The 12082-nt window shown below is 64.8% G+C and carries 10 protein-coding genes; all 10 read left to right on the top strand.

Annotated features, from left to right (window positions below):
• The coding region (locus VFW45_12715) for an O-antigen ligase family protein (GenBank protein ID HEU5181644.1) at nt 1-1416 on the top strand (1416 nt) is incomplete at its 5' end.
• Nucleotides 1417-1563: 147 nt separating this feature from the next.
• A complete protein-coding gene (locus VFW45_12710; GenBank protein HEU5181643.1) occupies nt 1564-2856 on the top strand; it encodes a hypothetical protein in 1293 nt (430 codons plus the stop codon).
• Between the two features lie 22 nt (nt 2857-2878).
• Complete coding sequence (locus VFW45_12705; protein HEU5181642.1) at nt 2879-4525, top strand: carbamoyltransferase C-terminal domain-containing protein; 1647 nt, start codon at nt 2879-2881, stop codon at nt 4523-4525.
• A gap of 73 nt (nt 4526-4598) precedes the next feature.
• Nucleotides 4599-5966 (top strand): polysaccharide biosynthesis C-terminal domain-containing protein, encoded by a 1368-nt coding sequence (locus tag VFW45_12700; GenBank protein HEU5181641.1) that lies wholly within the window; start codon nt 4599-4601, stop codon nt 5964-5966.
• Entirely contained in the window at nt 5963-6109 is a 147-nt protein-coding gene (locus VFW45_12695) for a hypothetical protein (protein ID HEU5181640.1), read from the top strand. Before VFW45_12700 ends, VFW45_12695 begins: the two co-directional genes overlap by 4 nt.
• Nucleotides 6109-7515, top strand: a complete 1407-nt coding sequence (locus tag VFW45_12690; protein ID HEU5181639.1) for an O-antigen ligase family protein — start codon at nt 6109-6111, stop codon at nt 7513-7515. The genes VFW45_12695 and VFW45_12690 overlap by 1 nt, the downstream gene beginning before the upstream one ends.
• The gene (locus VFW45_12685; protein ID HEU5181638.1) at nt 7512-8693 is read left to right on the top strand and encodes a glycosyltransferase family 2 protein; all 1182 of its coding nucleotides are present in this window, start codon (nt 7512-7514) and stop codon (nt 8691-8693) included. Before VFW45_12690 ends, VFW45_12685 begins: the two co-directional genes overlap by 4 nt.
• The gene (locus VFW45_12680; protein HEU5181637.1) at nt 8690-9886 is read left to right on the top strand and encodes a glycosyltransferase family 2 protein; all 1197 of its coding nucleotides are present in this window, start codon (nt 8690-8692) and stop codon (nt 9884-9886) included. The genes VFW45_12685 and VFW45_12680 overlap by 4 nt, the downstream gene beginning before the upstream one ends.
• Before the next feature lie 12 nt (nt 9887-9898).
• Nucleotides 9899-10858, top strand: coding sequence for a GDP-mannose 4,6-dehydratase (locus VFW45_12675; GenBank protein HEU5181636.1), 960 nt, complete (start codon nt 9899-9901; stop codon nt 10856-10858).
• A gap of 114 nt (nt 10859-10972) precedes the next feature.
• Nucleotides 10973-12082 (top strand): MraY family glycosyltransferase (locus VFW45_12670; GenBank protein HEU5181635.1); only part of this gene is annotated, 1110 nt, incomplete at its 3' end.

Genomic DNA, 12082 nt, shown 5'->3' with positions numbered 1-12082 from the left:
GCCACGACGCTCATGGAGGCCGCCTGCTTCACCCTGTTCCTGGCGGCTTTCGGCCTCGGCCTGTGGCGCGAGGGGTATCGGTTGCCGCGCTGGGTTGCCTGGCCTGTCCTCGCTTTTGTCGCCTGGACGCTTTTCCAGGTTCTTCCGCTCCCGCCCGCGGTTCTCGGGATCCTGAGTCCCGGCACCCATGCCGCCTACCAGCGCTTCCTGCCGGGCTATGCGGGATCGGCATCCGAAGCCGATCTCGAGGCGTTCCTCAAGAACCGCAACGATGATTCGCATGAATCCCTGCAGGCGCGATCCGACGAGAAGACGGGCCTGGAAGGGGTGATGCTCCTTCGCCCGGGATGGCGCCCTATCTCCTGGTATCCATGGCAGACGGCTCTCTGGCTGAGCCGCTTCCTTGCCTACGCGGCCTTCGCATTGCTGATCGTGGCCTGCCTTCCTCCCAGGGCGCTGGAGCGAAGGCTTCCCTGGTTCGTCCTCGTGCTGGGATCGGGTCTGTCGCTACAGGGAATCCTTCAGTACTTCAGCTGGAACGGCAAGATTCTCTGGGTCGTCCCCGTGTATCAGGGGCACCCCTTCGGCCCCTTCGTCAACAGCAATCATTTCTCTGGACTCGTGGAGATGGCACTGCCGCTGGGCTGTGGCCTGGTCCTGCGCGAGGCGGGATTCGGGTCCACCCGCCGGCGCCGGCGTCGCACCCTGCGCTCCGCCGCCCCGCGGGTGGTTCTCGGGCTGTTCCTCCTGCTCCCGATGCTGGTTGCGCTGGTGCTGGCGTACTCGCGTGGGGGAATGTTCTCGTTGGCACTCGTCGGCTGCGTTTACTTCGGACTCCAGGCCCTGCGGCTGGGAGACCCTTCGGCGCGGCGCGGCACCGCCCGTATCCTCGTCGCGATTGCGCCCCTTCTGGTGTGCGGCGCTGTGATCGCTGGATACATCACCTTCTTTGGTAAGGACGTTCCCGCGGCGTCGCGGGTCGAGCCCTCCTTCGGAATGCGCGTCCGCGCCTGGAGGGGAGTCCTGGACATGATCCGGTTGAATCCGGTCACCGGAACAGGGCTCGGGACCTTCGCCTTGAGCTATCCCTACAAGAAGACTTACGGCGAGACCGAGATCTGGGAGCAGGCTCACAATGACTATCTTCAAGTGATTTGTGAGAGCGGCCTGATCGGCTTCACAATCTTCCTGGTGGGGCTTGGATTCCTTTTCCGGCACCGACTCCGCCCGCTTCTCGCGGGCCCCTGGCGCGACCAGCAGCCGGTACTTCTCGGAGCCGCGCTCGCCGTGATGGTGCTGCTGGTCCACAGCCTGGTGGAATTCAATCTGCAGATTCCTTCCAATGGATTGCTCTTTACTCTGCTCGGCGGATTGCTCCTGGCCGGCCATCCGGCGGAGAAGACGGACGCCGCATGAAAGCCCGGACCGGAGCGATCCTGCGAAGTCCTTGACTGGCGCGAGTTTGACGTTGCAACCAACGCACCGATCCCGTATATTTAGGGCTCCGCTTCTTGGAACCTCGAAGAATCCGGGCGCCTCATGGGATCGCCTTGGGGGGAGGGCGTGACCTACAGACGAGCGAGCCGCGGTGTGATCGCGACCCTCCTTCTGGCCGCCGTTTGGTCCTGGTGTGGCGCGCGTCTCTGGGCGGTACAGTCAATCAAAGCGGGTGAGGCAGCCTTCTGGAAGGGAGACATCCGCGACGCCACCGCGGCTTTCGAGCGCGCCGCATCCTGGGGATTCGCCACCTTGGAAGCGCGACGCGGCCTGCGCGAGGCCCTGTTCGTGGCGCTCGAGAGTCCGCGCGCCCGGGAAGCGCAGCTGCGGGTCTCCCTCCAGGCCTGTGCCAGGCAGTGCGGCCGGCTGGTGGCGGCTCAGATCGAGGAAGCGCCCCTGCGGGCCGAGGTCTGGTCCGGAGCGGGTGATTTCTTCGAGCTGCTCAAGCCCGAGAACCAGAAGCAGCGCGTCTATTCCCTGGAGCAGCTGACCGGGCCGCGGGAGTCGAACCTGGAGATTGAAGAGCTGCTGCAGCTGCGCTCCATGGAGGTAGCCGTTCAACTGGATCCGAATGCCGTCTACCAGCGCGGTGAAATTGCGCGGCTGGCCTGGAGGCTCGGCCTGAAATCGATGGCCCTCAAGCAGTTCACCGAAGCGGTGACGCTGGTCAGCGACTTCGAGCGCCATGCCTTTCTGACGGAAGGCAAAGTATCTCCGGAGGTAGAGGAGGCGGTAGCGCGAGGGATGCGCCGGGCGGTGCTTCCGCCGCGCAACGCCGACAAGGAGACGACTTTGCGCAATCTCGGCGCCTTCCTGCTCAACCAGGAGCAATACGCGCTGGCCCGCGCCGCCTTCGACGAGGCCGGCCGGGGGACGGGAGTCACCCACTTCCGCTGGCAGGCGTATTGCGAGGAAATGCAGGGACACCGCGAGCAGGCCCTTGCCTTGTACCGCAGGTCGGCCGCGACGGAAGCCGAAGATGTGGCCGACAAGGTTCAGCTGCTGCTGCGCGTGGGCCAGATCCTCGAGGACCTGGGTCGTCACGCCGAGGCGCTCGAGCCGGTGCGCGCCGCCATGGAGCTGGAGCCGCGAAATCCCAGAGGATTGCTCCTTCTGGGTCGCATCAACGAGGCGCTCGGCTCGTGGTGGGAGGCGGAAGCTGCCTACGCCAGGGCCTCCGAAATCGGCGCCGATCGAATTGTCGCGCTGGCCGAGCTGGTTTCCTTCTATCGCCGGACCAACCGGCCCATGCTGGCCCTGGATCCGGCGCGCAAGCTCGTCGAGCTGCAGCCCGATGAGCCTCTGTACCGCAAACAGGTCAAGGAGCTTCAGGACCAGATCGAAGCAAGCGAGCCGTAACCGCATACGGGGGAGAGGGGGAATGTACATACTGGGAATCAGCGGAGGCGTGCGATCGGGCACCCACGATCCTGCCGCAGTCCTGTACCAAGACGGAAAGCTGATCGCCGCCGTGGAAGAGGAGCGGCTGCTGAGGATCAAGCATGCCGAGGGGCGGCTGCCGGAAAACTCCGTGCGCTGGTGCCTGGCGCAGGCCGGAATCTCCATCCGCGACGTGGAGGCCGTGGCGTACTGCTACGCGACCTTCCCGGGAATGGAGAAGCGGCTCAAGGACTACTTCAACTTCAAGTTCGGCCATTGCCCCCCGGTGCGTCTCATCCCGCACTACATGGCACACGCCGCCAGCGCCTACCGCGTGTCGGGCTTCTCCGACTCCATGATCGTCAGCGCCGATGTGTCGGGTGATTCGGTGTCGACCTTCCTGTCGTACGGGAAGGGGACCGAAATCCGCATGGTGAAAAGCATCCCGCGGCCCAACTCGCTGGGCATCTTCTACTCGATGCTGACGCAGATCCTCGGTTTCCAGCGGGACAACGACGAGTACAAGGTGATGGGACTGGCGTCCTACGGCAAATCGGAGATCGACCTCTCCTGGCTGCTGGAATTCGGGGGCGGCGACTACCGCCTGCGCACCGAGGACTACATGGTCCCGGTGGGCTCGACGAATCCCTTTCCGAGCAAGCAGGAAGGAATCTACTCTGGAAAGCTGGTCGAGCGGCTCGGGCCGCCGCGACTGAAGGACGAGCCGCTGCAGCAGCGTCACATGGATCTGGCCTACAGCGCGCAGAAGCTCCTGGAGCAGGCGATGGTGGATCTGGTCACCTGGCTGCACGAGCAGACGGGCAGCCGGAATCTGTGCGTGGCGGGGGGAGTGGGGCTGAATTGCGTGATGAACCAGCGCCTGCTGGCGCTGCCTTTCATCGACTCCCTTTACATCCAGCCCGCCGCCAGCGACGCCGGAACCGCCATCGGCTCGGCGCTGGAAGTGATGGCCGAGAAGGGAATCCGTCCCGAGGTGATGGAGCACGTCTACACGGGGCCCTCGTATTCCGACGAGGAGATCCGCAAGGCCCTCGAGAGCTACAAGGTTCCGTACCGCCACGAGCCGGATGTCTGCCGCTTCGCGGCGGAGCGCCTCGCCGAAGGCGCCATCGTGGCCTGGTTCCAGGGGGCCATGGAATTCGGACCCAGGGCTCTGGGCAACCGGTCGATTCTGGCCGACCCCCGCGATCCGGCCATGAAGGACCGCATCAACGCCACCATCAAGTTCCGCGAGGATTTCCGTCCCTTTGCCCCCGCGGTGCTGGAGGAGAAGGTGAAGGAGTACTTCTGCGACGGGGTCGTCTCCCCCTTCATGACGCTCACCTTCGACGTGCAGCCCGAGAAGCGGGACCGCATTGCGAGCATCACTCACGTGGATGGTACGGCCCGGATCCAGACGGTGAGCGCGAAGACCAACCCCCGCTTCCACCGGCTGATCGCCGAGTTCGAGAAGATCACGGGAATCCCGCTGGTGATCAACACCAGCTTCAACGTGAAGGGGCAGCCTATCGTCTGTACCCCCAGGGACGCGATCTCCACCTTCTTCATGACCGGGATGGATCATCTCATTCTCGGCGATTACGTGCTTTCGAAGCGCTCCGGAGCCGGGCGGGCAGACGCTCCGTGAGGTCCCGGCGAACGGTGCGGCCGGCCGCGCAGGATAAGCGGCCGCGGCGCCCCGCCGGTGCGGAGGAATAGTCGTGCCCTCATCCCCCTCTCCCTCCCCTGGTCCTTCGCGGGTCGTCCCCGGCCGTGTCTCGGAAATCGGGACCGGCTTCCTGCGCGACAGCGTGACGAGCTTCGCAACGCGCATCCTTTGCCTGGGAATCGGCTTTTTCCAGGCGGCGCTCACGGCGCGCATCCTGCTTCCCGAAGGCAAGGGGGAGCTGGCGGCGGCGCTCGTCATCCCGCAGCTCTTCGCGATGCTGGCGCCCCTCGGGATCAACTTTGCCTGCACCTACCATCTCGGCCAGAAGACCTTCGACCGGCAGGCGGTGATACGCAACGCGCTGACGGCGCTGGTCCTCCTGGGGGCGGTCGGGATGGTGGGATCGATAATCGCCGGACACTTCCTGAAATCCACCATTCTGCAGGGCGTCCCGAGCACCGCCTTCGTCCTGGCGACGCTCACCATTCCGACGCAGATAGGCATGCTCATCCTGCTCGCGCTGTTTCGCGGCGAGATGCGCATCTGGGAGACCAACCTGTTCGACCTGGTTCGCGCCATGGCGATGTTCGGGCTCATCATGCTCTTCCTGCTACCCCTCCAAATGGGCGTGACCGGCGTCATCCTGGCGCAGTTCCTGGCCGAGGCGGGTGTGACGCTGTGGGCCATCCGCCGCTTCGGCGGCGGCGCGCTTCCGGCCGTCCGCTGGAACGTTCTGAGGAGCATGCTGGAATACGGCCTCCAGGTCTACAGCTTCTCGATCCTGCTCTACTTGAACTACAGGCTGGACATGTTCCTGGTGCGCAGCTGGCTCGATCTGACCCAGACGGGCCTGTACGCCGCGGCCGTGTCCGTGGCGGAGATTATGTGGATCATTCCCTTTTCGCTCGGCAACGTGCTGTTCCCGAGCACCGCGAGCTCCAGCGGACCGTCCCGGGATCTCCTGACGCTCGCCGTCTGCCGGAGGTCCTTCTACGTGATGCTGGTCCTCTGCGGCATTCTGGCGATCTCCCGCAACCTGGTCATCCGGATTCTCTTCGGATCCGCGTTCCTGGGGGCGGCCCCCGCGCTGCTGTGGCTGCTTCCCGGAATTCTGTCGATGTCGGTGCAGAATGTCGTGGGCTCCGACCTGACGGGGCGCGGGCGGGCGTTGCCAGTGACGGTGGGGGCGGTGCTGGGGCTGGTCACCAACGTGATCCTGAATATCCTCTGGATCCCGCGCTACGGCATCCTGGGGGCTTCGCTCGCTTCCAGCGTGTCGTACACGCTGGTGACCATCGTCGTTCTCGCGGCCTTCGTACGCCTCACGCGCTCCAAGCTCAGGGATGCGCTGGTTCTGAGGCGCGAGGATCTGAGGGCCCTGTCCCGCTTGGTGCTGCGCTCGGGCGAGGCGGCGGCATGAGGATTTCGAGGATCGCGATCCAACGGCAGTTCCTGATGCTGGAGCTGTGGCACCGCCGCGACCTGGACGATGCGGCGCCGGTGGCCCGACCTGCCCGCGAGTTGAGCCGCGGCTACCGCTCCCTCGCGGCGGAAGGACGTTGATGCGGGCGATTTCCTGGTCCTCCGTTCCCGACAGAATCCGTCACGGCGATCGCAGCCAGTACCTGGGAGCCGTCGGTGTCATGGGCGTGGGGCTGGCGGTTCTCGCCGTCCTTTACCTGGGCCAGCCGGTCTTCATCATTCCGATCCTGAGCGCCGCCGCGATCATGATCGTCGTGACCCTGCGCCAGCCGGTCTACGGCTTCCTCGCGGTCGTGGCTGCGCTTTATTTCCCCCTCATCATCGGAGATTACACCCTCTTCCAGCTGGTGGGCGTGGGTGTCGCCACGCTCATCCTGGTTTTCATCGCCATGACCCGCAAGGGGCTGGTTTTCTCCAACGTGGTGCCTCCGATCCTGCTGTTCGCGCTGTTGACGGTCAACTCCCTCACGTTCACGCAGGACACGCCAGGGACCTACTACCTGGTGCGCAAGCAGGCCTTCAACGCCCTGTTCTGCCTGCTCCTGGTGAACATCCTGGACAGTTTCCGCAAGCTCCGCCTGCTGCTCGGGCTGATCGTCAGCATGGCCATGCTGAACTCCGCGGTCGCCATCTTCCAGTTCATGGCCGGGGCGCACGAAGCGCGGGCGAAAGGGCTGCAGGAAAACGAGAACCAGCTCGGAGAAATCAGCGCATGGAGCCTGGTGATCATCCTCTACCTTTTCATGTACAGCAAGACCAGACGCCAGCGGGTGGTGGCGCTGATCCTCGGCGCCATCGTGGCCAGCGGCCTGGTAGTCTCGATCTCCCGGGCCGCAGTGCTGTCGCTGCTGGCGGGGCTCGCCTGGATGACCTTGCGGGAGCGACGATATCGCCGCCGCTTGATCCTGATGGCGGTCCTGATCGTGGCCGTGGTGCCCTTCCTCCCCAAAGTCTTCTACCAACGCTTCCAAAACGTCAACGACGCCGTGCGCAACACCCTGATATTTACCGGCAGGACGGGCCTCACCGACCGGGGCTATTTCAACCGCGCCGGGCTCAAAATGTGGAGAGCACATCCCATCGTCGGGGTGGGTCTTGGCAACTTCGGGTTCTATTACATCAGTCCCGAGTTCAACCCGGGGGCTCGCGGATTCCGGAACCTTCCTCCTCACAATATCTACATCCAGGCCCTGGCGGAAACCGGAACCCTGGGCTTTCTCGTGCTGATGCTCTGGATCTTCCAGGTGGCCAGGAACTACGTTGCTGCCGGGCGCGCGAGTCCCACGGACCCGCTGGACATCGCGACCATGAGGGCTTGCGAGACGATCACGCTGGTGGCGCTCATGATCTACATCACCTCGGGGAACATCGTCTACACCAACTTCGCCATGATCATGGCCGTGAGCTACGTGTGCCGGCGAGGCGCCCAGGGTGCCGCCCGGTCGCAGGCGCTCGCCTCGGGCGGAGCCGAAGGTGGAACCGCGTGATCGATGCCACTCCGCTGCATCTCATCGCCGCCGGCGTTTTCTGGGCCTCGCTGACCCTGCTGGTTTATGTCCATTTCGGCTACCCGCTTCTGCTTCTGCTGCTGGGCCGCCTCGCGCCGCGGCCGTTGCAGGCGGGGACGGGCCAGGAGCTTCCCCGCGTGGACTTCCTCATCGGGGCCTACAACGAGGAGGCGGTGATCCGGCAGAAGATCGAGAACAGCCTGGCGCTGGATTATCCCGCGGGCTATCTCCGCATCACCGTCGCCTCCGACGCTTCGACCGACGGCACCGATGCCGTCGTCCGCGAGTTCGCGACTCGCGGCGTGGTGCTGAGGAGGGCTCCGCAGCGCCGGGGGAAAGCCGCGAACTTCCGCGAGATCGTTGCGACGCTCACCGGGGACATCGTCCTCTTCTCCGACGCCGGCAGTCTCTACCACCCCGACACGCTCCAGCGGCTCGTACGCCATTTCGCCGACCCCGAGGTCGGACTGGTGGGCGGCCGGATCCATTACGTGAATCCGGGAACCACTTCGGTGTCGCGCGGCGAGGGGCTCTACTGGCGCTACGAGGTCTTCCTGCGCACGGCCGAGAGCCTCATCGGATCCGCCATGGTGGTGAGCGGCGCGGTTTACGCCATGCGCCGCCATCTCTACCGGGCCGTTCCGGACAATCTCCCGGACGACTTCATGAGCCCTCTCAACGTCCTGGACCAGCGGCACCGGGTGCTCTACGACGCCGGCACCCGGATTCAGGAGAGGATGGCGACCAGCGCGCGTGCCGAATGGGCCACCAAGGTCCGGATCATCCGCCGAAACTTCGCGGCGCTGCGGTCGATGCGGCACCTCCTCAACCCTGTCCGTGACCCGCTCGTGGCGCTCCAGCTCCTCTCACACCGGCTGTTGCGGTGGTTCGTCATGCCCCTGGCGGGCCTGCTCCTTCTTTCCAGCGCCGTCCTGGCGGACGAGAATCCTTTCTTCGCCTGGGTCCTGGTGGCGCAAGGGGCCTTTTACGCCCTCGCCCTGACCGGCTACCTGATGGACCTGGCCGGCAGGCAGTTCCGGCTGTTCTTTCTGCCCTATTACTTTGTCCTCGTGAACCTTGCCGCCAGCTGGGGAGTGGCGCGCGCCCTCGCGGGCGCCGGCGGCTCAGCGGGGGTCTGGGAGCCAGTGGAGCGATGAGCCCTGCAGCCTGGATATTCTGGGGATGCGCCGTCATGGCGATTTACGCCTATTTCGGCTACCCGGCGCTCCTGTGGATCTGGCTGCGCCTGCGAGGTGAGGGGACGCCGAGCTCCGACGAGCACCGCGAAAGCGCGATCTCCCATCCGCCGGTCTCCTTGATTATTCCCGCGTACAACGAAGAGGCGGTCATCGCGCATAAAATCCGCAACAGCCTGGATCTCGAGTATCCCGCGGCGAAGCTGGAGATTGTGGTGGTCTCGGACGGCTCCAACGATGCCACCGAGGCGGTCGCGCGCCGGGCCGCCAGCGATCGGGTGAAGCTGGTGTTCCGCCAGGACCGCGAGGGAAAGACCGCCTGCCTCAACGCCGTGCTGGGGGAGCTGTCCGGGGATCTCTTCGTCTTCACCGACGCCAACGCCTTCTTCCATCCCGACGCGCTGCAGCGTCTGGTCGCGCCCTTCACCGATCCCGGCGTCGGATGTGTCATGGGAATCCTGGAATACCGGCGCGAAGGATCGCTCAACGCCTCGCTGGGGGAAGGGCTCTACTGGCGCTACGAAAACCTCCTGAAGGAGCTGGAGAGCCGGCTGGGATCCACCATCGTGGGGAACGGAGCGATTTACGCCATGCGGCGGCGGCTCTGCCACCCGCTCCCGCGGGAAGCCGAGGCCGACGTCGCCTATCCGCTGCTCGCCCTGCGCTCGGGGTTCCGGGTGGTGTTCGAGCGGCGCGCCCGCTGCTGGGAAAGGGCCGCTGCAAGCGTGCGCGAGGAGTTCGGTCGCAAGGCCCGCATCATCACCAAGCAGATCGCCACGTACCGCCACCCGGCGGCCGGCGGCGGGCCCCTGCCCGGCGGGGCGGTGTTCCAGATTCTTTCCCACAAAGTGGCGCGCTGGCTGGTGCCGCTGGCGCTGGGAGGTATGTTCGTTGCCTCGGCAGCCGACTCCCGCCTGTTGCGCGCCGCCTGGCTGGCGCAGGCGGTTTTCTACGTCCTGGCGGGGACCGGAGCGCTGCTGGAATCGCTCGGCCGGAGGATTCCGAGGATCTGCTTCGTGCCTTACTATTTCTGCGCGGTGAATGCGGCCTCGGTGAAAGCAATGCTGGATTATGCGCGAGGCGAGCGGGGCGTAGTCTGGGAGAAGGCGCCCAGCACCCGGCTCGCCAGCGAGAACGGAAAAACCCATGAATAGGAGAGGGAGGTCATGCGGATCCTGATCACGGGAGGCGCCGGTTTCGTCGGCTCCCACCTGACGGAAGCCTACCTGCAGCGCGGGGACGAAGTGTGGGTCATGGACGATCTGTCCACGGGCGGCATTCAGAACGTGGAGCACCTGCGTGGCACCAAAGGGTTCCACTACCTGGTCGACACCGTGATGAATGTGCCGATGCTGGCCGAGTGCATCGATCGTTGCGACGTGGTGATCCATCTGGCGGCCGCGGTCGGCGTCCGCCTGATCGTGGAGAGCCCGGTCAACACGATCGAGACGAACATCAAGGGGACCGAGAACGTCCTGACGCTGGCCGCCAAGAAAAAGAAGAAGGTCTTCATCGCCTCCACCTCGGAGGTCTATGGGAAAAGCGCCCGGGTGCCGTTCCGCGAGGACGACGACCTGGTCCTGGGCCCCACCACCAAGGGACGGTGGAGCTACGCCTGCTCGAAGGCGATCGACGAGTTCCTTGCCATCGCCTACTGGAAGGAGAAGCGCCTGCCGGTGGTGATCGCCCGCCTGTTCAACACCGTGGGACCCCGCCAGACGGGACGCTACGGCATGGTCATCCCCAGCTTCGTCCGCCAGGCGCTGTCGGGGGAGCCAATCACCGTATTCGGAGACGGCTCGCAGTCCCGCAGCTTCACCTATGTTTCCGACGTCGTCGGGGCCATCGTCCGGCTGATGGACTCCGACGCCACCGTCGGCCAGGTCTACAACATCGGTAACGGCAAGGAAATCAGCATCCTGGACCTCGCCCGGCTGGTGAAGGAGGTGGCGAATAGCTCCTCCGAAATCGTCAAGATTCCCTACGACGAAGCTTACGAGGAGGGATTCGAGGACATGCCCCGGCGGGTACCTGACATCTCGAAGCTTCAGAAAGCCATCGGCTACCAGCCCACTCTGGGGATCCGCGCCATCCTCGAAAAAGTCATTGAATACGAGAGGAAGTAGCGTATATTAAGGCCTGAAATCCGCGCACAATAAGCACTTGCGTCGAGAGAGGGGGAGCGGCGCCGGGTTGCGCCTCGAGGGGCCCGGCGGGAAAGTATGGTTTCCATAGGGGCCTTGCTGGTCGCATTCGGGGTCTGCACGGCCCTGACTCCGATCGTGATCCGCTCCGCGACCCGCCTCGGGTACGTCTCCAAGCCGAAAGCCGATCGTTGGAATGCGCGTCCCACGCCGCTGATGGGAGGGATTGCGCTCTACTGCGGCGTGACCGCCGCGGTCCTCTGCTTCGCCGAGCTGGGGCAGGAAACCGTCGGGGTTCTCATCGGCGGCACGCTGGTGTTCCTCCTCGGCATCATCGACGACATCCTGCAGATCAAGCCTTCCACGAAATTCCTCGGCGAGGTTCTGGCCGCCTGCGTGGTGATCTATGCGGGCCTGAAGTTCGACCTGATCCCCAATCCATTCCTCAACCTCTTCCTGACGCTGCTGTGGATCATCGGCATCACCAATGCCGCCAATCTCCTGGACAACATGGACGGTCTGTCGGCCGGCGTCGCCGCCATCTCCTCCCTGACAACCTTCGTCTTCTCGCTCATTCAGGGGCTGCCGGAGATTTCGGTGCTCTCGCTGGCGGTCCTGGGCGCGACGCTCGGCTTCCTGATCTTCAATTTCAATCCCGCCCGGATCTTCATGGGGGACTGTGGCAGCCTGTTCCTGGGCTTCACTCTCGCCTGCACGACGATCCTGGGATCGTGGGAGCAGGCCTCGAACCTGTTCGGCATCCTGGCGATTCCGGTACTGGCCCTGGGCGTCCCGATCTTTGACACTCTGCTGGTGACCGCCTCGCGGGCCCTCTCGGGCCGCTCGATCTCGGTCGGGGGGCGCGACCACACGTCGCACCGGCTGGTGGCTCTGGGGATGTCGGAGAGGAAGGCGGTGGTGAGCCTCTATTTGTTGTGCGGAGCACTGGGTTCCATCGCCATCTTCGGGGTCCTCTTCAATCTCGTGGTCAGCGGCCTGATTACGACGATCTCGATCATCGTGCTGGCCGTATTCGGGTTGTACCTCGGACAGAGGCAGGTCTACCGCTACGCCCCTCACGACGGCGTCGAGGCGGCCGACGCCCGGGAGAGCCGGTTCTACGACCGCTTCATCCAGCACAAGACGCGCATCCTTGAAGTGGTCATCGATCTCTGCGTGATCTCGGTGGCCTTCCTGATGTCATAC

This window comes from Candidatus Polarisedimenticolia bacterium, assembly GCA_035764505.1.
GTDB lineage: Bacteria > Acidobacteriota > Polarisedimenticolia > Gp22-AA2 > AA152 > AA152.
The sequence above is the reverse complement of the archived record's forward strand: the minus strand, read 5'-3'. Positions and strand labels throughout refer to the sequence as shown.